The 21,916-nt window shown below is 68.2% G+C and carries 18 protein-coding genes; 12 read left to right on the plus strand and 6 right to left on the minus strand.

Annotated features, from left to right (window positions below; genetic code table 11):
- Positions 1-100: 100 nt before the first annotated feature.
- Positions 101-490: a GIY-YIG nuclease family protein gene (locus tag ACR9FL_RS17850; RefSeq protein WP_436356604.1), complete on the plus strand. Its 390-nt coding sequence runs from the start codon at positions 101-103 to the stop codon at positions 488-490.
- Here ACR9FL_RS17850 and ACR9FL_RS17855 read toward each other — a convergent pair.
- Both ACR9FL_RS17855 and rpe read right to left on the minus strand, forming a co-directional pair.
- Positions 487-2,301 carry a heparinase II/III family protein gene (locus ACR9FL_RS17855; RefSeq protein WP_436356605.1) on the minus strand — a complete coding sequence of 605 codons (1,815 nt, stop codon included), beginning with the start codon at positions 2,299-2,301 and terminating at the stop codon, positions 487-489. The genes ACR9FL_RS17850 and ACR9FL_RS17855 overlap by 4 nt on opposite strands.
- Positions 2,298-2,981 carry a ribulose-phosphate 3-epimerase gene (gene rpe / locus ACR9FL_RS17860; protein WP_296176853.1) on the minus strand — a complete coding sequence of 228 codons (684 nt, stop codon included), beginning with the start codon at positions 2,979-2,981 and terminating at the stop codon, positions 2,298-2,300. The genes ACR9FL_RS17855 and rpe overlap by 4 nt, the downstream gene beginning before the upstream one ends.
- Positions 2,982-3,190: 209 nt before the next feature.
- On the opposite strand from rpe, the gene ACR9FL_RS17865 reads away from it, so the two are divergent.
- Together ACR9FL_RS17865 and ACR9FL_RS17870 are read left to right on the plus strand one after the other, a co-directional pair.
- On the plus strand, positions 3,191-3,607 hold the full coding sequence (locus ACR9FL_RS17865; RefSeq protein WP_436356606.1) for a DUF2141 domain-containing protein: 417 nt from the start codon (positions 3,191-3,193) through the stop codon (positions 3,605-3,607).
- Between the two features lie 24 nt (positions 3,608-3,631).
- Complete coding sequence (locus ACR9FL_RS17870) at positions 3,632-5,095, plus strand: carotenoid oxygenase family protein (RefSeq protein ID WP_436356607.1); 1,464 nt, start codon at positions 3,632-3,634, stop codon at positions 5,093-5,095.
- A 319-nt stretch (positions 5,096-5,414) separates the two neighbouring features.
- Here ACR9FL_RS17870 and ACR9FL_RS17875 read toward each other — a convergent pair whose 3' ends face one another.
- Positions 5,415-6,182 (minus strand): LytTR family DNA-binding domain-containing protein, encoded by a 768-nt coding sequence (locus ACR9FL_RS17875; protein WP_436356608.1) that lies wholly within the window; start codon positions 6,180-6,182, stop codon positions 5,415-5,417.
- Positions 6,182-6,913, minus strand: coding sequence for a TetR/AcrR family transcriptional regulator (locus tag ACR9FL_RS17880; protein WP_296176844.1), 732 nt, complete (start codon positions 6,911-6,913; stop codon positions 6,182-6,184). Before ACR9FL_RS17880 ends, ACR9FL_RS17875 begins: the two co-directional genes overlap by 1 nt.
- Before the next feature lie 177 nt (positions 6,914-7,090).
- On the opposite strand from ACR9FL_RS17880, the gene ACR9FL_RS17885 reads away from it, so the two are divergent.
- From ACR9FL_RS17885 to ACR9FL_RS17915, 7 genes are all read left to right on the plus strand, one after another.
- Positions 7,091-9,313 (plus strand): TonB-dependent receptor, encoded by a 2,223-nt coding sequence (locus ACR9FL_RS17885; RefSeq protein ID WP_296176843.1) that lies wholly within the window; start codon positions 7,091-7,093, stop codon positions 9,311-9,313.
- Between the two features lie 143 nt (positions 9,314-9,456).
- Positions 9,457-10,824: a spinster family MFS transporter gene (locus ACR9FL_RS17890; protein ID WP_436356609.1), complete on the plus strand. Its 1,368-nt coding sequence runs from the start codon at positions 9,457-9,459 to the stop codon at positions 10,822-10,824.
- Positions 10,825-10,957: 133 nt separating this feature from the next.
- Positions 10,958-12,148 (plus strand): ADP-forming succinate--CoA ligase subunit beta, encoded by a 1,191-nt coding sequence (sucC, locus tag ACR9FL_RS17895; RefSeq protein ID WP_436356610.1) that lies wholly within the window; start codon positions 10,958-10,960, stop codon positions 12,146-12,148.
- A 57-nt stretch (positions 12,149-12,205) separates the two neighbouring features.
- Entirely contained in the window at positions 12,206-13,108 is a 903-nt protein-coding gene (gene sucD, locus ACR9FL_RS17900) for a succinate--CoA ligase subunit alpha (RefSeq protein WP_292032381.1), read from the plus strand.
- Positions 13,109-13,415: 307 nt separating this feature from the next.
- The gene (locus ACR9FL_RS17905) at positions 13,416-16,454 is read left to right on the plus strand and encodes a 2-oxoglutarate dehydrogenase E1 component (protein ID WP_296175942.1); all 3,039 of its coding nucleotides are present in this window, start codon (positions 13,416-13,418) and stop codon (positions 16,452-16,454) included.
- A gap of 56 nt (positions 16,455-16,510) precedes the next feature.
- Positions 16,511-18,016, plus strand: a complete 1,506-nt coding sequence (odhB, locus tag ACR9FL_RS17910) for a 2-oxoglutarate dehydrogenase complex dihydrolipoyllysine-residue succinyltransferase (RefSeq protein ID WP_436356611.1) — start codon at positions 16,511-16,513, stop codon at positions 18,014-18,016.
- Between the two features lie 111 nt (positions 18,017-18,127).
- The gene (locus tag ACR9FL_RS17915; protein ID WP_436356612.1) at positions 18,128-18,535 is read left to right on the plus strand and encodes a hypothetical protein; all 408 of its coding nucleotides are present in this window, start codon (positions 18,128-18,130) and stop codon (positions 18,533-18,535) included.
- 15 nt (positions 18,536-18,550) lie between these two features.
- Here the strand turns inward: ACR9FL_RS17915 and ACR9FL_RS17920 are convergent, their stop codons facing one another.
- Positions 18,551-19,744, minus strand: a complete 1,194-nt coding sequence (locus ACR9FL_RS17920; protein WP_436356613.1) for a CaiB/BaiF CoA transferase family protein — start codon at positions 19,742-19,744, stop codon at positions 18,551-18,553.
- 73 nt (positions 19,745-19,817) lie between these two features.
- Between ACR9FL_RS17920 and ACR9FL_RS17925 the strand changes: the two genes are divergently transcribed.
- Complete coding sequence (locus tag ACR9FL_RS17925; protein ID WP_436356614.1) at positions 19,818-20,255, plus strand: hypothetical protein; 438 nt, start codon at positions 19,818-19,820, stop codon at positions 20,253-20,255.
- A 7-nt stretch (positions 20,256-20,262) separates the two neighbouring features.
- Here the strand turns inward: ACR9FL_RS17925 and ACR9FL_RS17930 are convergent, their stop codons facing one another.
- The gene (locus ACR9FL_RS17930; RefSeq protein WP_105562790.1) at positions 20,263-20,529 is read right to left on the minus strand and encodes a DUF6356 family protein; all 267 of its coding nucleotides are present in this window, start codon (positions 20,527-20,529) and stop codon (positions 20,263-20,265) included.
- Positions 20,530-20,678: 149 nt separating this feature from the next.
- Here ACR9FL_RS17930 and ACR9FL_RS17935 point away from each other — a divergent pair, with 149 nt between their 5' ends.
- On the plus strand, positions 20,679-21,869 hold the full coding sequence (locus ACR9FL_RS17935; protein WP_296175935.1) for an acyl-CoA dehydrogenase: 1,191 nt from the start codon (positions 20,679-20,681) through the stop codon (positions 21,867-21,869).
- Positions 21,870-21,916: the final 47 nt, after the last annotated feature.

Below are 21,916 nucleotides of genomic sequence, written 5' to 3' on the forward strand. Positions count from 1 at the left end.
ATCGAGGCGCGGCGTCAGCCCTTGGCCCGACTCAAGGCCCAACCCTTCCGTCATCCTCGGGCTTGACCCGAGGATCGCGTTGTCCATCACTCGACGTTCCATGAACGAGCGCCGTCCCTTCATTGCGACCTACATCCTGGCCAGCCGTCCGCTCGGCGTCCTCTACGTCGGCATGACGTCGAACCTCTACGAACGCATCCGCCAGCACCGCGAGGACAGGGTGGAGGGCTTCGCCCAGCGTTACGGCTGCAAGACCCTGGTCTGGTATGAGACGCACGGCTTCGTCACCGAGGCGATCCGGCGCGAGAAGGCGCTGAAGCGCTGGAACCGCACATGGAAGCTGGAGCTGGTCGAGAAGACCAACCCGGCGTGGCAGGACCTCTATCTCAGCCTGTTCGGACTGGGGCCCGATCCTCGGGTCAAGCCCGAGGATGACGGAGGGGGAGGGGCTGGCGTCGAAGCCTTCCTGAAAAGGCTGGACGGCATCTAGTGCGGGTCGCCCGCGGCGCCGGCCGGGCTCAGCTTCCAGCGGATCTTGGTGTCGGCGTCGGTGCGGGCGGAGCCGCGGACGACGATCTGCAAGGAACGGCGCGTCAGGCCCTCATCGACGTGGACGGCGGGTTCGATGGCGACGTCAGGGCCGTCGCTGCGGAACCACCAGCCGCGACCCGAATGGCCGCGCAACAGGATGGAGCGGCGGTCGCGGGCCAGGGAGGCCTGAACGCCCGGCTCCAGCTGGAAGCGCAGGGCGTAGGGGGCGGCGATGGCGCGGGTGACGTCGGGGCGGCCTTCGGGCGGATGCAGGCGCTCCTCGGCGCGCAGTTCGTCGAGGCGCTGATCCAGATAAAGGCGGCGCTGATGCATCAGGCCGTAGCCGGGCATCCAGCCGTCGTGCTCGACCTCCAGCCAGACGGCGCCGTCGCCTTCGCGATGGTCGCGGGTGACGTGCAGGGCCGGGCCGATCAGGCGCGGGCCGAGCAGCTCGGCCTTCCAGCCCGAGAGGGGCTCGCCCAGGGGCTGTTCGCCGAGCGTCAGCGTCGAAGCGCCCGGCGTCAGGCGCAGGGCCTGACGGTCCAGGGCGCGCGGGGTCCAGCCGGCCGAGGTGAACAGGCGGTCGCGGCCGCAGACGACTTCGAGCGCCGCCGGCTGACCGCAGGCGGCGGCCGACCAGGCGCCGCGCGCCGGGGCCTCGACGTCGACCATGACGGTCAACAGGGGGCTGGAGATGCGGACCAGTCCGCCGACCGCGCCGCTGGCGGGCGGGGCGGGCGTGTCGTCATGGGCGCGGGCGGCGGCGACCCGTTCCGGCGTCGAAGGCCCGCCGCCCTGGAAGGCGGCCAGGCGGCCGTCGGGCAGGGCCAGGACGCGAAGGCTGGTGGTCAGGCGCGAGATGGCGGCGGCGACGGGCTCGGGCGTCGGCTCGGACAGCTGGGCCAGGGCGTCGTCCAGGGTCAGCAGGTCGAGCAGCAGCTCCAGACCCATTTCCGGGGCGCGGGCGGCGTGATGGCCGTCGGCGGCGACGGTGGTTTCCAGTGCAGCGGGCAGGCGCTTCAGCGCCGTGCGCCGGATGCCGGCGCCGGCCTTGCCGGCCAGGGCGCAACCGGCCACGGCGGCGGCGGTCAGGCGCTCGGCTCGGCCCATCAGCCCGCCGGGCGGGCGCAGCAGCTGATGCGCCTGACGCGCCAGGATGTCGGTCAGGCGCAGGCGCTCGATCTCGGTCGCCACCCCGGCCAGACGCCGTCCGGCGCAGGCCAGGTGATAGGTGCGTCGCGCCAGAATGTCGGGGTCCCACGAGAAGGGCGACCAGCGGTTGAACAGGTCGTCCCAGGCCAGGGTCAGGGCCAGGGCCTCGCGCAGACCGCGATCACCGTGGGCCAACATCTCGGGCATCCAGGCGAAGGCGTGCAGTTCGACGGCGAAGGCGCGGCTGGGGGTGGGGCGGTTCCACAGGTCGGCGGGACCCTCGGCGTCGAGGCTGAGCCCGGCCAGGGTGAAGCGGCCCGACAGCAGGGGACGCGGGGCCTCTTCGCGCAGGGGGCGGAAGTCGCGCGGGCTGACGGCGAAACCGTCGGCGCGGGCGCCCTTCAGCGTCACCGTATAGCCGGGCAGGCCGTAGAGCTCGATCCACAGCTGGCGCGCGGCCAGCTGTCCGGCGACGGCGGCCCAGAGGGCGGGGTCGGCCTTGGGCCCGCCGGCGGCGCGCACCGGGGTGCGGACCGGGGCGCCCTTGAGGCCGGGGATGTGGCCCTCGGTCAGGCCGCCTTCTGTTTCGCGCGGGGCGAAGGGGCCGAGGGGGCTCACGCGGCGGCGGCCTTCAGGGCCTGGATGTTGGCGGCGTAGGCGTCGGGTCCGCCTTTGAAGACGAAGGAGCCGGCGACCAGGGCGTCGGCCCCGGCGGAGAGGCAGGCCCCGGCGTTGGCCGCGACCACGCCGCCGTCGACCTGCAGGTGGGCCTTGGACCCGGCGCGGTCGAGGATGGCGCGGGCGCGCTCGATCTTCTTCAGCGAGGACTCGATGAATTTCTGACCGCCGAAGCCGGGGTTGACCGACATGATCAGCACCAGGTCGACCAGATCGACGGCCTCTTCCAGCACGCTCAGCGGCGTGGCCGGGTTGAAGACCAGACCGGCCTTGGCGCCCAGCTGGCGGATCTGGCCGAGGGTGCGGTGGACGTGCGGGCCGCTTTCGGGGTGGACGCTCATGATGTCGGCGCCGGCCGCGCGATAGGCCTCCAGCCAGTTGTCGACCGGGGCCACCATCAGATGGACGTCGAAGGGCAGGCTGGTGTGGGGGCGCAGCGCCTTCACCACGTCCGGGCCGATGGTCAGGTTGGGCACGAAGTGGCCGTCCATGACGTCGACGTGGATCCAGTCGGCGCCTGCGGCCTCGAGGGCGCGGACCTCTTCGCCCAGCTTGGCGAAGTCGCTGGCGAGGATGGAGGGGCAGATCAGCGGGGCGCTTGCGGCGGCGGTCTGGGTCATGGTTCTGCGACTTACGGCCATGCGGCGCGAGGGGCAAGCCGGGCTGCTGACGCAGGGTGGGGCGGCAGGTGTTCACTGGCGCTTCGCCAACGGTCGGCGGTGGTTGTTGGCGAAGGCGCGGCGGTCAGGGACGCAAGGCCGCTGGCGAGGGTCGGCGGGGCGAGGGAGGAAGGCGGCGACTTCTTCAGCCGTCCCCGAAAGGACCCGCCATGATCCGCACCCTCGCCGCCGTCGCCGCCGCCCTGGCCTTCGCCGCTCCGGCTTTTGCTCAGACCGAAAACCGACTGACCCTGACCTTCGAGACGGGCGCCGAAACCGGCGCGGTCCTGGTCGCCCTCTATGACAGCGAGGCCGCCTATGAGGGCGGGGCGCCGGCGCGCGTGGCCCAGGTCGACGTGGCGGCGGGCCAGCGCGAGGCGGTGTTCGACCTGCCCGCCGGGACCTATGGCATGAAGGCCGTTCACGACGTCAACGGCAACGGCAAGATGGACGTCAATCCGTTCGGCATGCCGACCGAGCCCTACGCCTTCTCCAATAATGCGGTCGGCAACATGGGGCCGGCCCAGTGGGACCGCGCCCATTTTGAAGTCTCGGGCGCCACGGCCCAGACCATCCGCATCCGCTAAGCCTTGATGCCCGGAGAGACCGCCATGACCCCGACCCGTCGCACCCTGTTCATGGGCGCCGCCGCGCTGGCAGCCGCTCGCGTTCTGACCCCTGACCGGGCCTATGCGGCGCAGGCGATGAGCGCGACCGCCGACTGGGCCCTGGCCACCGCCGACGTCGAGGGCGACGTGGCCCCGCGCGCCTTGACGCTGATCCACGGCCGGGCGCCCGCCGGCCTGTCGGGCAGTCTCTATCGCAACGGCCCGGCCAAGTTCCGCAGGCCCGGCGGCTCAGCCCAGCACTGGTTCGACGGCGACGGCCTGATCCGCCGCTGGCGCATCGAGGACGGTCAAGCCAGCCTGGCCGCCCGCTTCGCTGACACGCCCAAGCGGCGTCAGGAGGCCGAGGTCGGGGCCATGCTGATGCCGGGCTTCGGCACGGTCGCCGATCCGCGCGCCCGCATCGGCTCGGCCGACGACGCCAGCCCGGCCAATACCTCGGTGCACAAGGTCGGCGGCAAGCTGTGGGCCCTGTGGGAGGCGGGCTCGCCCCTGGCCATGGACCCCGAGACCCTGGCGACCGAGGACTTCGTGACCTTGCGTCCGGACCTCAAGAACATGCCTTTCCTGGCCCATCCGCGCATCGAGCCGGACGGCCGCATCTGGAACCTGGGGATCAACGGCAGGCAGGCCATGGTCTGGCGCCTGGCGGCGGATGGGACGCTGGAGGACGCCGAGGTCATCGCCCTGCCGCGCGCCAGCTATATCCACGACTTCAGCGCCACGGCCCGGCATCTGGTCATCGTGCTGCAGCCCTGGGTCCATTCGCGCAACATCATGCCCCTGTCGGCGGCCTTCGAGTGGACGCCGCAGGCGGGGACGCGGATTCTGGTGATCGACAAGGCCGACCTAACGCAGCGTCGGATCTATGAGCTGCCGCCCTTCGGCTTCTTCCACGCAGGCGACGCCTGGGAGGAGGCGGACGGCACGATCCGCCTCGACCTGTGCGCCCACAAGGACATGAATTTCGCCGCGCGCGGCGCCCATGAGGTGCTGAACGGCGTGCCCCTGGGTCATGATCCGGCCGAACTGGCCATGGTGGTGCTGGAGCCGAACGGGCGCGGGCGGCTGGAGCGGACCGGGGTGGTGGGCGAGTTCCCGCGCAGCGATCCGCGCTGCGCCGGTCTGGCCCGTCGTTTCAGCCTGCACACGACGGGCGAGCGCGCCGACCGGCCCCTGGCCTCGGCGGTGGGGGTGACGGACTGGGCCTCAGGCCGCACGCGGTCCTTCGACTTCGGCCCCGGCCATGTGACCGACGAGATGGTCTATGTGCCCAAGCCCGGCGGCGTGCACGAGGCCGACGCCTGGCTGGTCGGTCCCACCATCAACCTGAAGGCGGGGGTCAGCGAACTGCACGTGCTGGACCTGATGCACGTCGAGGACGGCCCCGTCGCCACCTGGCGCGCCGACGTGGCCCTGCCGGCGGCGTTTCATGGGAACTGGGTGTGACCGCGTGATCGACGCTTGCTGGTTCAGAGCTTGAAAGGCGGAAAGCGTCGTTGCTGGTGTTTGGGGCGTGTGGGGCCGAGCCAGTCGAAGAATGCCGAGACAAGGAAGGCCAAGGCGACGACTATGCCCACTATCGACGCTGACTCGGCTGCTACTAGGGTGAACCCGGAATCGGGAAGCCACCGGCTTGTGATCAATCCCGCCCACCCAGCAACGAGCAGCGGCATGCCGATCTGAAGCCGCCTTTGAGGCCGGATCATTCTTTTTGCGAGCAAGAAGGCCAAGATGCACCCGATTGCGGCGATGTAGATGAAAGGTTTCACCACCACCCCGCCTCGCGCAAGGCCTTGGCGTAGCGGCGGCTGACGGGGGCGGTGAGGTCGCCGTCCAGCGTCAGGGCGGCGCGGCCGTCGCCGCGGGCGACGGCCGCGACGGCGTCACGGGCCACCCACCAGCTGCGGTGGGTCTGGGCGCCTTCCAGGCCTTCCAGTTCGGTGAGGGCGTCGGCCAGGCGCATCAGGATCAGGTCCGAGCCCCGATCCGTGTGCAGACGCAGATAGTGGTCCTCAGCCTGGACCGCGATCAGCCGCGCGCCGCGCAGTTTGGGCGGCAGGCGCTCCAGGAAACGGGCGGGGGCGGCGCCGGGGGCGCTGGCGTGGGTCTCGACCGGGGTCTCACGACCCAGGAAGACGTTCAGGGCGCTGAGGACGGCGGTAATCAGGGCGACCGGGGCGAAGAAGTGGACCAGGGCGTCGGCGTGGCGCAGCCGTCCCTCGAACAGCAGGCCGGTCAGGGCCCAGACCGCCACCGTCAGGGGGCCGGTGATGACCAGGGTCAGGGCGGCGGTCGCCAGCCAGGGGCGGGCGTCCACGTCGATGAAGCGTCCGACCAGGGCCCCGCAGGCGTGCCCCCACAGGCCGCCGAGCACCATCAGGGGAATCCAGTAGGCCAGGCGATGCGTCAGGGGCGCGCCGGCCGAGCCGAAGGCCCCGCTGAGGGCCAGGAAGACGCCGGCGCCCACGGCCACGACGAGGCCGCGCAGGAAGTCGCGCCTTCTCGAACCGGGCGAAAGATCGGCCAGACGCATCAGGCGGTCGACTTGGGACCGCAGACGGCGCGGAAGCCGGCGGCGGCGAAGCGCACCATGTAGTCGCAGGCGCTGTCCAGATCGCCGGACTTGCACAGGCCGCCGGACAGGCGGTCCAGACGCCCGGTCTCGCCCAGCGTCAGGGTCAGGGCCCCCGACAGGTTGTGATAGGCCCAGTAGAGGTCGGTCTCCTCGGCCTCGGGCAGGAGGCGCTTGACCAGTTCCAGCAGGCGACGGATCGCCGGGTCGAAATAGCGGGCCATGGTTTCGCCGCCGAAGGCCGGGTTGGCGTTGGTCTGGGCCACCAGGGCGGCGTAGTGCTTCCACCCCGGTCCGCCCTTCAGCGACCACTGGAAGGGCGGGCGCAGGAAGGCCTCGAACAGGCCTTCCAGGGTCATGTCGTCGCCTGCGGCCTCGGCGTAGCGATCGACGGCGGCGACGCGCTCGGCGTTCCAGACCTCGGCGCGGCGGGTGAAGACGGCGTCGAACAGGTCCTTCTTGGCCCCGAAATAATAGTGGACCAGGGCCGTATCCACGCCCGCCTCGCGCGCCACCTCGCGAATGGTGACGCCATAGAAGCCATGCTTGGAAAAGAGGTCCTCGGCCGCGTTCAGGATGGCGTCGCGGGTCTCGCCCGCGCCGGTGGTCTTGGTCTTCTTGGGGCGGCCGCGACGGGCCGGAGCGACGATGACGGGCGGCAGGGTCGGGGCGAGGTCGTCGTCAGGTTTCATGGGCGCAAGCTAGTCGCGGTTCGACCTTTAGTGCAACGGCGCCACAGGCGGGGCCGATTTGCGGCGGCTTTCAGCGTGGCCGTTTGACAGATCGGCGAAAGACCGGCACGTTCCGTGAAAATCATTGAACGCTGAATAAAAGCGTCGATTGGGCTGGAAACAGGGATTGGGATCCAAATGAACAGACTCGTGAAGACCGTCTTGCTGGCGGGCGCCGCCTGGGGCGCGCTGTCGGCCAGCGCCGTGGCCCAGGAGGCTTCGGCCGAGCCGCAGGCCTCGACCATCGACGACGTGGTGGTCACCGCGCGTCGCCGCGAAGAAACCCTGAAGGACGTGCCGGTCGCCGTCTCGGCCTTCTCGTCCGAGCAACTGGAACAGAAGGGCGCGGCGGACATCACCGAGCTGACCCGTTCGGCGCCCAGCCTGACGCTGCAGGCGGCGCGGGGCTCCAACTCGACCCTGATCTCCTTCATCCGCGGCGTCGGCCAGCAGGACCCTTTGTGGGGCTTCGAGCCGGGCGTCGGCCTCTATATGGATGATGTCTATATCGCCCGTCCGCAGGCGGCGGTTCTGGACATCTTCGACATCCAGCGCATCGAAATCCTGCGCGGGCCGCAGGGCACGCTTTACGGCCGCAACACCATCGGCGGCGCGATCAAATACGTCACCAAGCGTATCGACGCCGATGAGCCCGAGGGCCAGATCCGCGCCTCCTACGGCAGCTTCAACCAGCGCGATGTCGTCGCCTCGGCCGAACTGCCCTTCAACGAGAAGTTCGGAATCTCGGCCGCTGTCGCCCGCTATCTGCGCGACGGCTACGGCACGAACCTGAACACCGGCAACGAGCACTACAACAAGGACGTGACCGCCGCGCGCATCAGCGCCGAATGGACGCCGACGGACAACCTCTTCTTCCGCCTGGCCGGCGACATCGTTCAGGACGATTCCAACGCCCGTCACGGCCACCGCGAACTGGCCCCCAGCCCGGCCAGCGTCTATGACACCAACGCGGGCGCCGGCGACGCCAACCGCGTCGAGGCCAAGGGCCTGTCGCTGACCGGCGAATGGAACGTCAACGACTGGCTGACGCTGAAGTCGGTCACCGCCTATCGCGACGGCCGCACGCGCGGCAACATCGACTTCGACAACCTGCCGGCGCCGATCCTCGACATTCCGGCGCGCTATGACGACGACCAGCTCAGCCAGGAATTCCAGGCCGTCTTCGGCGGCGATCGTTGGTCCGGCGTGGCCGGCGTCTACTATCTGGACGCCACGGCCTCGGGCGCCTTCGACACGGTTCTGGGGCTGGCCAATCTGACCACCCTGACCGCCGGTTCGGTGGACACCAAGAGCTATGCGATCTTCGGCGACTTCAGCTATGATCTGACCGACGCCTTGTCGCTGTCGGTCGGCGGTCGCTGGACCCACGACGAGAAGACCGGCACGGTCTTCCGTCAGCAGTACCTGGGCATCCGCAGTCCCAGCTTCGGCAACAGCGCCGCCGTTCCCTTCGGCGCGCCGCGCACCAACTACACCGCGACCCGCGAGTTCGAGAAATTCACCCCGCGCGTGAGCGTCTCCTACAAGCTGAGCCCGGACCTGACGACCTATGTGTCATGGGGGCAGGGCTTCAAGTCGGGCGGCTTCGACATGCGTGGCGACGCGGTTCTCTATCCCGACACTGTCAAGGGCTATGAGCCCGAGACCGTCGAGACCTGGGAAATCGGTCTGAAGGGCTCGCTGTTCGACAACCGGTTCAACTTCGCCACGGCCATCTACGACTCCTCCTATGAGGACCAGCAGATCACGACCCAGTATCCGGCGGGCGCCACCGTCGCCTCGGTGGTCGACAACGTGGGGTCGTCCAGCATTCGCGGCTGGGAGTTCGAGGGCCGTCTGCGCGTCAGCGACAACCTGAGCCTGAACGGCATGCTCAGCTATACCGACGCCCAGTTCGACCAGTTCCTGGCCTATATCCCGACAGGACCGCTGAACGCCAACTGCCCGACCCTGCCGGGCTGCATCGTCGATGTTTCGGACAAGCGCGACTTCCAGAACACGCCGGAATGGACGGGCTCGATCAGCGCGACCTACACCCACTGGATGGCCAACGGGTCGAGCATCGCCTTCATCCCCTCGGCCTCCTATCGCGGCGACTACCAACTGTTCGAGACCGCCAACCCGGTGCTGGATCAGGACGCCTTCTGGATGTTCGACGCCAGCCTGGTGTGGACGTCCGCCGATGACCGTCTGACGGTCGGCCTGCACGGCAAGAACCTGTCCGACGAAGAATATCGCGTGGGCGGCTATGTCTTCCCCGGCGCCCTCTTCGGCGACTCCCTGATCGGCTACTACGGCGCGCCGCAAACCGTGACGGCCACTGTGGGGCTGAAGTTCTGATCGGGAGCCATCTCCCTAACGCCTGATCATCTGATCGCGGGCGGCGGTTCAGAACGAACCGCCGCCCTTTTTCTTTTGGCGTCGCCGGGCGGCGCCGCTACCGTCGCTTCAACAAGACAGAAGACGCCCGAGGGGGGCACGCCATGACCACGTCCGAGGCCGCAGCGCCCAAGGAGGCCGTCGAGAAGGCCGTCTCTCCCGGCTATCGCTATTATGTGCTGGGGATCCTGATCCTCATCTACATGCTGAACTTCCTGGACCGTCAGATCATCGGCATCCTGGCGGCCCCGCTGAAGGCCGAGTTCGGTCTGTCGGACACCCAGTTCGGCCTGCTGGGCGGCCTGGCCTTCGCCCTTCTCTATTCGACCCTGGCCATTCCCATCGCCTGGCTGGCCGACCGGTTCAGCCGGGTCTGGATCATGACCGCCGCCCTGACCGTCTGGTCGGGCTTCACCGCCCTGTGCGGCATGGCGGGCAGCTTCGGTCAGTTGTTCCTGTGCCGCATGGGCGTGGGCATCGGCGAGGCGGGCGGGGTGGCTCCGGCCTATTCCCTGATCGCCGACTACTTCCCCAAGTCGCAGCGCGCGCGGGCCCTGGCGGCCTATGCCTTCGGCATTCCCCTGGGCATGGCGGCGGGCACCCTGGTCGGCGGCCTGCTGGCGGCGACCTACGGCTGGCGCACGGCCTTCATCGTGGTCGGCGTCCTCGGCGTCCTGGTCGCGCCCATCCTGCGTCTGACGGTCAAGGACCCCAAGCGCGGCGGTCTGGATGCGCCGGTCGCCGAAGCGCCCCAGGCCGCGCCGGTCGTGCAGAAGGCCCCGCCCTTCGGCGAGGTCATCAAGACCCTGGCGCCCAAACCCTCCTTCTGGCTGCTCGCCTTCGGCGCCGCCTCGTCCTCGGTGTGCGGCTACGGCGTCGCCGCCTGGCTGCCCAGCTTCTTCATGCGCAGCTTCGGCCTGACCCTGTCGCAGACCGCCTGGTATTATTCGGCCATCGTCATGGTCGGGGGCGTGGCCGGCATCTGGCTGGGCGGCGTCATGGCCGACCGCCTGGGCAAGACATCCAAGGGCGCCTATCCGCTGACGCCCGCCATCGCCTTTCTGATCTCGGTGCCCTGCTTCCTGCTGGCCATGAACTCGGGCGCCCTGGTCGGGGCCGTCATGCCGGGGGCTGATCCCAATGGGGCGGCGGCCCTGACCCTGGCCTTCCTGATCTTCCTGATCCCGACGGGTCTGAACCTGACGTGGCTGGGACCGATCACGGCGGCGGTGCAGCACCTGGGGACCCCGGCCATGCGCACCACGGCCTCGGCCCTCTTCCTGCTGATCAACAACCTGCTGGGGATCGCCGTCGGCATCTACTACTTCGGCTGGATGTCCGACCTGCTGCGCCCGACCTTCGGCGAGGAGAGCCTGCGCTGGGCCATCTATACGGGCATGGGCTTCTACCTGCTGTCGTCGGCCCTGCTGTTCGGCGCCTCGCGCACGCTCAAGAAGGACTGGGTCGACTGATCCAGTCCAGCTTGGGCCATAAGAAAAGGCTCTGACGGCCATAAGGAGGGGGGCGGTTGCGCAGGCGAAGGCGCGACGCCTATAAGCGCGACCAAAGTTTCCACAACCTTCCTCCCAACGGCGCGGATCAGACATGAACATTCACGAGTATCAGGCCAAGCAGGTTCTCAAGGCCTTCGGCGCCCCGGTCGCCGAAGGCGTCGCCATCACCTCGGCCGACCAGGCCGAAGCCGCCGCCAAGCAACTGCCTGGCCCGCTCTATGTGGTGAAGTCGCAGATCCACGCCGGCGGCCGCGGCAAGGGCAAGTTCAAGGAACTGCCGGCTGACGCCAAGGGCGGCGTGCGCCTGGCCTTCTCGATCGAGGACGTGGTCAAGAACGCCAAGGAAATGCTGGGCAACACCCTGGTGACGGCCCAGACCACGGACGCCGGCAAGCAGGTCAACCGCCTCTACATCGAAGACGGCGCCGACATCTCGCGCGAGCTCTACCTGTCGATCCTGGTCGACCGCGCCTACGGCCGCATCTCCTTCGTCGTCTCGACCGAAGGCGGCATGGACATCGAGGCCGTCGCCCACGACACCCCGGAGAAGATCATCACTGTCGTCATCGACCCGACGACCGGCGTGACCGAAGCCGACTGCGCTGCGCTGTCGGACGCGCTGAAGCTGGAAGGCGACGCCCGTGAAGACGGCAAGTCGCTGTTCCCGGCCCTGTATAAGGCCTTCGTCGAGAAGGACATGGCCATGCTGGAAGTGAACCCGCTGATCGTCATGGAAAACGGCCGCCTGCGCGTTCTGGACGCCAAGGTGTCGTTCGACGGCAACGCCCTGTTCCGTCACCCCGACATCAAGGAACTGCGCGACGAGACCGAGGAAGACGCCAAGGAAATCGAAGCCTCGGAATGGGACCTGGCCTATGTCGCCCTGGACGGCAACATCGGCTGCATGGTCAACGGCGCCGGCCTGGCCATGGCGACCATGGACATCATCAAGCTGTACGGCAAGGAGCCGGCCAACTTCTGCGACGTCGGCGGCGGCGCCGGCAAGGACAAGGTCGCGGCGGCCTTCAAGATCATCACCGCTGACCCGGCCGTCCAGGGCATCCTGGTCAACATCTTCGGCGGCATCATGAAGTGCGACGTCATCGCTGAGGGCGTGGTCGCGGCCGTCAAGGAAGTGGGCCTGAAGGTGCCGCTGGTGGTGCGTCTGGAAGGCACCAACGCCGAGCTGGGCAAGAAGATCCTGAACGAGAGCGGCCTGACCATCCAGGCGGCCGACGATCTCGACGACGCCGCCCAGAAGATCGTCGCGGCGGTCGGCTAAGGCTCACGCCTTACGCGCCACCGCCCAGCTGACACACAGAATTCAGAGCACAGACCCATGTCCATTCTCGTCAACAAAGACACCAAGATCATCGTGCAAGGCCTGACCGGCAAGACCGGCGGCTTCCACACCGAACAGGCCCTGGCCTATCACGGCACCCAGATGGTCGCCGGCGTGCACCCGACCAAGGGCGGCACCAACTGGACCGGCTCGCACGGCGAAACCCTGCCGATCTACGCCTCGGTGGCCGAGGCCCGCGACGCCACCGGCGCCGACGCCACGGTCATCTACGTCCCGCCGGCAGGCGCGGCCGACGCCATCATCGAGGCCATCGAGGCCGAGATCCCCTTCATCACCTGCATCACCGAAGGCATCCCGGTGCTGGACATGGTGCGCGTCAAGGCGCGCCTGGACCGTTCCAACTCGCGCCTGCTGGGCCCGAACTGCCCCGGCATCCTGACCCCGAACGAGTGCAAGATCGGCATCATGCCGGGCAACATCTTCTCCAAGGGTTCGGTCGGCGTCGTCTCGCGCTCGGGCACCCTGACCTATGAAGCCGTGTTCCAGACCACCAACGCCGGCCTGGGTCAGACCACGGCCGTCGGCATCGGCGGCGACCCGGTCAAGGGCACCGAGTTCATCGACGTCCTGGAAATGTTCCTGGCCGACGACGCCACCGAGTCGATCATCATGATCGGTGAAATCGGCGGCGGCGCCGAAGAAGACGCCGCTCAGTTCCTGATCGACGAAGCCAAGAAGGGCCGCAAGAAGCCGATGGCCGGCTTCATCGCGGGCCGCACGGCTCCGGCCGGCCGCACCATGGGCCACGCCGGCGCCATCGTTTCGGGCGGCAAGGGCGACGCGGAATCCAAGATCGCTGCGATGGAGTCCGCGGGCATCCGCGTCTCGCCGTCGCCGGCGCGCCTGGGCCACACTTTGTTGGAAGTGCTGAAGGGCTAAGAAGCCCTTCAGCAAGGTCGCTACGCTCGCGACGCGGTCGCTCGCTGCTTGAGCGAGTTGATCGCGTCACCCTCAACCGTGGGGGGAGTGCGACCGAACCATGTTCCGGGGCGAAATTTCGCGCCCTGTGACCTTTTGAAACGCCTCCGGATTCGTCCGGGGGCGTTTTTTCTTGCCGATTCGACCAATTTCCACCCTGTCCGCCCCGCTTCGGTCATGACCAGTAAGGAAACACGGCCTATATGAGCGGCGCCGCTCACCGCGCAGGCGTGCGCGCGCGGCTGGAACGTAGGACGACGAGAGAAACATGGCGGACGATGCAGGTCAGCTGAACCAGGTCTTTGCCGAGACCAGCTTCCTCTATGGCGCGAACGCCGCCTTCATTGAGGACCTGCACGAAAAATGGGCCGCGGACCCCGGCTCGGTGCCGGGGGAATGGCGCGCCTTCTTCGACCAGCTGAAGGACAACGCCGACCTGGTGAAGCAGTCGGCCGCCGCCGGTTCGTGGGGCCGTGGCGCCGCCACCGATCCGACCGAGGACACCGCCGTCTTCGACGGCCGCTGGCCGGCGCCCAAGGTCGATCCCAAGGCCGCCGCCGGCAAGCCCGGTCCGCGCCCGGCCGCCCCCGCTTCTGGGAATTTGGCGGCTGACGCCTCCGGCGCCCTGACCGCCGCCGACGTGCGCGCCGCCGCCCATGACTCGATCCGCGCCCTGATGCTGATCCGCAGCTACCGCGTGCGCGGCCACCTGCAGGCGACGCTGGACCCGCTGGGCATCGAGCAGCCGATCGAAAACCCCGAGCTGACCCCCGAATTCTACGGCTTCAGCGCCGCCGACATGGACCGCCCGATCTTCCTGGACGGCGTCCTGGGCCTGCAGACCGGCTCGATCCGTCAGGTGCTGGAGATCCTCAAGCGCACCTACTGCGGCAACATCGGCGTGCAGTACATGCACATCGCCGAGCCGGAGGAGAAGGCCTGGCTGCAGCAGCGTTTCGAAGGCCCCGACAAGTTCGAGCAGAACGCCTTCACCAAGGAAGGCAAGCTGGCCATCCTGAACAAGCTGATCGAGGCCGAGGGCTTTGAACGCTTCCTGCACAAGCGCTTCCCCGGCACCAAGCGTTTCGGCCTGGACGGCGGCGAGGCCATGGTCCCGGCCCTGGAGCAGGTGATCAAGCGCGGCGGCGCCCTGGGCGTCGATGAGATCGTCTTCGGCATGGCCCACCGCGGCCGCCTGAACACCCTGGCCGCCGTCATGGGCAAGCCCTACAAGGCCATCTTCCACGAGTTCCAGGGCGGTTCGACCGTGCCTTCGGACATCGAGGGCTCGGGCGACGTCAAATATCACATGGGCGCCTCGTCGGACCGCGAGTTCGACGGCAAGAAGGTCCACCTGTCGCTGACGGCCAACCCGTCGCACCTGGAAATCGTCAACCCGGTCGTCCTGGGCAAGGCGCGCGCCAAGCAGGCCTTCGACATCCGCGAGGCCGAGGTCAATATCGGCAAGCCGGACAATGAATGGGTGCTGGACCGCTCCAAGGTCGTGCCCCTGCTGATCCACGGCGACGCCGCCTTCGCCGGTCAGGGCGTGGTGGCTGAATGCTTCGCCCTGATGGGGCTGAAGGGCTACCGCACCGGCGGCACCCTGCACTTCGTCATCAACAACCAGATCGGCTTCACCACCAGCCCGCGCAACTCGCGCTCGTCGCCCTATCCGTCGGATGTGGCGCTGATGGTCCAGGCCCCGATCTTCCACGTCAACGGCGACGACCCCGAAGCGGTCGTCTTCGCCGCCAAGGTGGCCACCGAATACCGCCAGAAGTTCCACAAGGACGCGGTGGTGGACATGTTCTGCTACCGCCGCTTCGGCCACAACGAAGGCGACGACCCCACCTTCACCCAGCCGCTGATGTATTCGAAGATCCGCGCCCAGCCGTCGACGCGCGAGATCTACGCCAAGCGTCTGGTCGCCGAGGGCGTCCTGACCCAGGCCGAGGTCGACGCCGAGGTCGCCCGCTTCGAGGCCTTCCTCGACGCCGAGTTCGAGGCCGGCAAGATCTTCAAGGCCGACAAGGCTGACTGGCTGGACGGCCAGTGGCAGGGCCTGGGCGCCGAGAAGACGGACGACGCCGCCCAACGCGGCGACACCGCCGTCCCGGCCGCCAAGCTCAAGGACTATGGTCACCGCCTGACCCAGATCCCCAACGACGTCGACATCCACAAGACGCTGAAGCGTGTCGTGGAGGGCCGTCGCGAGGCCATCGACAGCGGCCAGAACATCGACTGGGCCACGGCCGAGAGCCTGGCCTTCGCCTCGTTGCTGGAGGAGGGCTACAACGTCCGCCTGTCGGGCCAGGACTCGGTGCGCGGCACCTTCTCGCAGCGTCACTCGGGCATCACCGACCAGACGACCGAGCAGCGCTACATCCCGCTGAACCACCTCAGCGAAGGCCAGGCCCACTTCGAGGTCATCGACTCGGCCCTGTCGGAAGAGGCGGTGCTGGGCTTCGAATACGGCTACTCCCTGGCCGACCCGAACACCCTGGTCCTGTGGGAAGGCCAGTTCGGCGACTTCGTCAACGGCGCCCAGGTGGTCATCGACCAGTTCATCAGTTCCGGCGAACGTAAGTGGCTGCGCATGAGCGGCCTGACCATGCTGCTGCCGCACGGCTATGAAGGCCAGGGTCCCGAGCACTCCTCGGCCCGCCTCGAGCGCTTCCTGCAACAGTGCGCCGAGAACAACATGCAGGTCGCCAACTGCACGACGCCGGCCAACTACTTCCACATCCTGCGTCGCCAGATGCACCGGGATTATCGCAAGCCGCTGATCCTGATGACGCCCAAGTCGCTGCTGCGTCACAAGAAGGCGGTGTCGAGCCTGGCCGACATGGCGGAAGGTTCGTCCTTCCACCGCGTCCTGCGCGACGACGCCCAGTTGCGTCCCGAAGTGGCGGGCGTCTCGCTGAAGGCCGACAAGGACATCCGCAAGGTCATCGTCTGCTCGGGCAAGGTCTATTACGACCTGCTGGACGCGCGCGAGAAGGCCGGGATCAACGACATCTACATCCTGCGTCTGGAACAGTTCTATCCGTGGCCGATCAAGTCGATCTCGGCCGAGCTGGCCCGCTTCCCCAACGCCGACCTGGTCTGGTGTCAGGAAGAGCCCAAGAACATGGGCGGCTGGACCTTCGTCGATCCGTGGATCGAACTGACGCTCGAGAAGATGGATATCAAGGCCAAGCGCGCGCGTTACGTCGGGCGTCCGGCCTCCGCCTCCACGGCGGCCGGCCTGATGAGCCGCCACCTGAAGGAACTCGAGACCTTCCTCGCCGAGGCCATGGCCTGATCGGCCCTGCCTGACCTATAGATACGCCAAGACACAAAAAGACACTGGACCGAACCATGGCCGATATCCTCACCCCCGCCCTCGGTGAATCCGTCAGCGAAGCCTCCATCGCCAAGTGGACCAAGAAGGTCGGCGACGCCGTCCGCAAGGACGAAGTCCTGGTCGAGCTGGAAACCGACAAGGTTTCGCTGGAAGTCGTGGCCCCGGCCGACGGCGTCCTGGCGGCGATCAACGCCGCCGAGGGCGACACCGTGGTGCCCGGCACGGTCCTGGGTTCGGTGAGCGAAGGCGCTTCGGCTCCGGCCGCCGCGCCCGCCGCCGCTGCGGCTCCGGCTCCGGCTGCGGCTGCGGCTGCTCCGGCCGCCGCCTCGGCCTCGGTCGAGATCGCCGTCCCGACCATGGGCGAGAGCGTCGCCGAAGGTTCGATCGGAACCTGGCTGAAGAAGTCGGGCGACACGGTCGCCAAGGACGAGCTGCTGGTCGAGATCGAAACCGACAAGGTCGCGGTGGAAGTCTCGGCGCCCGCCGCCGGCGTCCTGACCATCATCGCCGACAACGGCTCGACCGTGACGCCGGGTCAGGTCATCGGTTCGGTGTCAGCCTCGGGCGCCGCTGCGACCCCGGCGGCTGCACCTGCCGCCGCTGCTCCCGCCAACACCGGCTCGGCCCAGGCGCCGGCCTCGGCCCACCTGTCGCCCGCCGTCCAGCGCGTGGTGTCGGAAAACAACATCAACCCGGCCTCGCTGTCGGCCTCGGGTCCGAAGGGCAACATCACCAAGGCTGACGCCATCGCCGCTATCGGCGCCGCCGCTCCGGCTGCGCCCGCCGCTGCCGCTGCCCCGGCCGCGCCGCGCGCCGACCAGCCGCGCGAAGAGCGGGTGAAGATGACGCGCCTGCGTCAGACCATCGCCCGTCGCCTGAAGGAATCCCAGAACACGGCCGCCCAGCTGACCACCTTCAACGAGGTGGACATGACCAACGTCATGGCCCTGCGCGCGCAATACAAGGAAGTGTTCGAGAAGCGCCACGGCGTGAAGCTGGGCTTCATGTCCTTCTTCACCAAGGCCGTGGTTCAGGCCCTGCACGAAATCCCGGCCGTCAACGCCGAGATCGACGGCACGGACATCATCTACAAGAACCACTACGACATCGGCGTGGCCGTCGGCACCGACAAGGGTCTGGTGGTTCCGGTCCTGCGCGACGCCGACACCCTGTCGCTGGCGGGCATCGAAAAGGGCATCGGCGCCCTGGGCAAGGCCGCCCGTGACGGCGCCCTGACCATGGATCAGATGCAGGGCGGCACCTTCACCATCACCAACGGCGGCACCTATGGCTCGCTGATGTCGACCCCGATCCTGAACGCGCCGCAGTCGGGCATCCTGGGCATGCACAACATCGTGCAGCGCCCGATGGCCATCAACGGCGAGGTCAAGATCCGCCCGATGATGTACCTGGCCCTCAGCTACGATCACCGCATCGTCGACGGCAAGGAAGCCGTGACCTTCCTGGTCCGCATCAAGGAACTGCTGGAAGACCCGGCGCGCGCCCTGCTGGACCTGTAAGGTCTTCGCGAACCCAGACTGACGACGGCGGGGCTCGAAAGGGTCTCGCCGTTTTCAAATTGGGCGATCCGCGTTAGCGTGAGCGTTCGAGGATCACGACAGGGCGGCAGGATGGATCGACTTGAAGTCGCGCGCTTCACAACTCTGCCCGAAGCGGAGCTGGCGGCGGCTCTCTTGAAGCGGCATGGGATCGACGCCCGCGTGCCCGACCGGGACGCCGCGACCAACATGGCGCATTTGCAGGTGGCGTTTGGCGGGCTTCGGGTGACGGCTCCCGATTTTCAGATCGTTCAGGCCCGCGACTTGATCGCCCGCGCCCGTCGCGGCGAGTTCGGCGATCTCGGCGGCGAAGAATCCGAAGAATGGCGGCTGGACGCGACGCCCGGCATGATCGGCGAGCTTCGGGAAGACGAGGTCTATGGGGCGATCGGCTCGATGAAGACCGTCATTCGTTATGTGGCGATCACGATCCTTGGCCTGTGCGGGATCGGCTGGCTGTGGCAGGTGCTGACCTTCTAGGCTCTCACCATGGGGTCAGTCACCGCGAGTGATCGAAGCCAGCACCGCGTACGTGTCCTGTCCCAGCTTGGGCGGCGGGGCGTCGTAGCGGACGGGGGTCCTGGACAGGCGGATGGGCGAGGCGACGGTGCGGATCGGCGTGGCCAGATCATCCCGCGTCTGTTCGACGGTCAGGCCGCGATGGAGGGCCTGAGGCTCCTCGAAGACCTGGTCGATGGTGTTGACCGGGCCGCAGGGGACGCCCGCCGCCTCCAGCGCCGCCATCAGCCCCTTCATGGTGAAGCCGGCCGTCAGGGCCGACAGGGCGGGGGACAACTCGGCGCGGTGCTGGACCCTGAGCGCATTGGTGGAAAAGCGCGGGTCGACGCCCAGGGGCTCGACGCCCAGGGCCTTGGCCAGCGCCCGGAATTGGCCGTCGTTGCCCACCGCGATGACCACCATGCCGTCCGAACAGGGGAAGGGCTGATAGGGGGCCAGGTTGGGGTGGGCGTTGCCCATCCGCGTCGGGGCCTTGCCGGAGACGAACCAGTTGGTCGCCTGATTGGCCAGCATGGCCGCCTGGACGTCGAACAGGGCGATGTCGACGTGCTGGCCCTCGCCGGTCGCGCGGGCGTGCCACAGGGCGGCGAGGATGGCGTTGGAGGCGTAGAGGCCGGTGAACAGGTCCACGACCGCCACTCCGACCTTCATCGGCTCGGCGCCCGGCGCGCCGTCGGGCTGGCCGGTGATCGACATCAGCCCGCCCATGGCCTGGATCATGTAGTCGTAGCCGGCCCTGTGGGCGTCCGGCCCGTCCTGACCGAAGCCGGTGATGGAGCAGTAGACGAGGCGCGGATTGACCGCCGACAGGCCGGCGTAGTCGAGGCCGTACTTCTTCAGGCCGCCGGTCTTGAAATTCTCGACCACCACGTCGCAGGTCGCGGCCAGGCGGCGCACGGCCTCGGCGCCCTCAGGCGTCGCGATGTCCAGCGCGACCGACTTCTTGCCCCGGTTGGCGCACAGGAAATAGGCGGCGTCGCCCTTGGACCCGTCGGTCGTGGTGGTGAAGGGCGGGCCCCAGTGGCGGGTGTCGTCGCCCTCGCCGGGGCGTTCGATCTTGATCACCTCGGCGCCGAGGTCGGCCAGGGTCTGCGTCGCCCAGGGACCGGCCAGAACGCGGGAAAGATCGAGGACGCGAACGCCGGCGAGAGGGCCTTGAAGCTGGGTCATGGCCAAGGCTTAGCGCTTGACGCCGACGCCGAGAAGCTGAACCGTCTGTCCGTCAGGTTTTCGCGAGTTTTCCATGCGTCTCATATCGATTGTCGTCGCCGGTTCTCTGGGTCTGGCTGTCGCCGGACCGTCCCTGGCGGACGCGCCCGACGCCGTGTTCGAGCGCGACGAACCGGCGCTGGCGCGCATGGCCCTGACCGAGGAAGGGGCGGTCTGGCGCGTCGCCTTCCGCGCCGGGGGCGTGCCGAACGGCGCCGCGACCGCTGCGGACTGCGAGCTTCAGGCGGTCGGGCCGCAGGATGCGGATGACGTCATCGCCGCGCGCCTGGTTCCGTTCGAGGGCGAGTTGAACGCGATCACCGCCGCCGACATCGGGGCGAGCGCGCCGGTCATCCAGGTGCGCGTGGGGCCGGAAGGGGTCTTCGTCGAGGGTGGCGGCGCCGCCGCGCGGTTCTGCGGCCTGGGGTCGGACATCGACGGCTTCTATCGCCGGACCGGGGACGCAGACTGACGCGGCGCTAGAGGCCGACGTCCCAGACGCCTGCGTCGCGCATGCGGCATTCGCGGGCTTCCTCGGCGCGGCCGCCCATGTCGCGGGCCATGCCGCGAATGGCGTCGGAGACCGTGCTCTTGTGCACCCCCGGCACGACGGCGTGGGTGAAGGCGCAGGCGGCCAGGCGGATCAGCTTGAAGCCGAATCGCGATGAGGCGGCCATGTGCTCGAGATAGGTCTCGCTGACCTCGCGCGGGTGATCGCGGAACAGACGTGAAAACGTGTTCGACATGACTTCAGCCTAACGCGGTTCCCCGCCTCCCTCTACCCGTCACGTGCATTTTGGCCTAAACCCGCCGCCGGAACAGGGGTCGCATCGTCACGCCCCGCAGATCGCGCGTGACGAACACAGAACCCCGCACACTCGCGCAGGAAACACCGATGGCCGACGGCTCGCACGCTTCGCAACAGACCTTCCGTTGGGACGACCCGTTCGACCTGCGCGGCCGCCTGACCGACGACGAGCGGATGATCCAGGACGCGGCGCGTTCCTATGCCCGCGAGGCCCTGTTGCCGCGCGTGGTCGAGGCCTTCCGCGACGAGACCTTTGATCGGGCCATCATGAGCGAGATGGGCGAGATGGGCTTCCTCGGCGCCATGCTGCCGGAAGTCTACGGCGGCTCGGAAGCCAGCCACGTGGCCTATGGCCTGATCGCGCGCGAGGTTGAGGCGGTCGACAGCGGCTATCGCTCGGCCATGAGCGTGCAGTCGTCGCTGGCCATGTACCCGATCTACGCCTTCGGCTCGGAGGAGCAGAAACTTAAATTCCTTCCTAAAATGGCGGCCGGCGAACTGATCGGCTGCTTCGGTCTGACCGAGGCCGACGGCGGCTCGGACCCGGCCTCGATGAAGACCAAGGCGGTCAAGGTCGAGGGGGGCTATCGCCTGAACGGCGCCAAATACTGGATCACCAACTCGCCGATCAGCGACCTGGCCATCGTCTGGGCCAAGCTCGACGATAAAATCCGCGGCTTCATCGTCGAGCGCGACTTCGACGGCTTCACCACGGACAAGATCGGCGACAAGCTGTCGCTTCGCGCCTCGATCACCGGCGATATCGGCCTGAACGACGTCTTCGTGCCGGAGGCCAACATCCTGCCGGGCGTGCAGGGTCTGCGCGGGCCGTTCAGCTGCCTGAACAAGGCGCGCTTCGGCATCGCCTGGGGGGCCATGGGCGCCGCCGAGTTCTGCTTCCACGCCAGCCGCGACTATGTGGCCGAGCGCATGCTGTTCGGCCGTCCCCTGTCGTCGCGCCAACTGGTGCAGAAGAAGCTGGCCGACATGCAGACCGAGATCTTCCTCGGCTTCGAAGGCGCCTATGCCCTGGGCCGTCTGCTCGACACCGGCGCCTGGGTGCCCGAGGCCATCAGCCTGATGAAGCGCAACAACTGCGGCAAGGCCCTGGCCGTGGCCCGCGAGGCCCGCGACATGCACGGCGGCGCCGGCATCACCGGCGAACTGCACGTCATGCGCCACGCCATGAACCTGGAAACCGTGAACACCTATGAGGGGGCGCACGACGTTCACGCCCTGATCCTGGGGCGGGCCATCACGGGCGAGAGCGCCTTCTAAAGGTTCACGTCTATTGTGACGGTCGAGGCTGTCGTCACGGCGGATTT

The organism is Brevundimonas sp. CEF1, from assembly GCF_051353055.1.
GTDB lineage: Bacteria > Pseudomonadota > Alphaproteobacteria > Caulobacterales > Caulobacteraceae > Brevundimonas.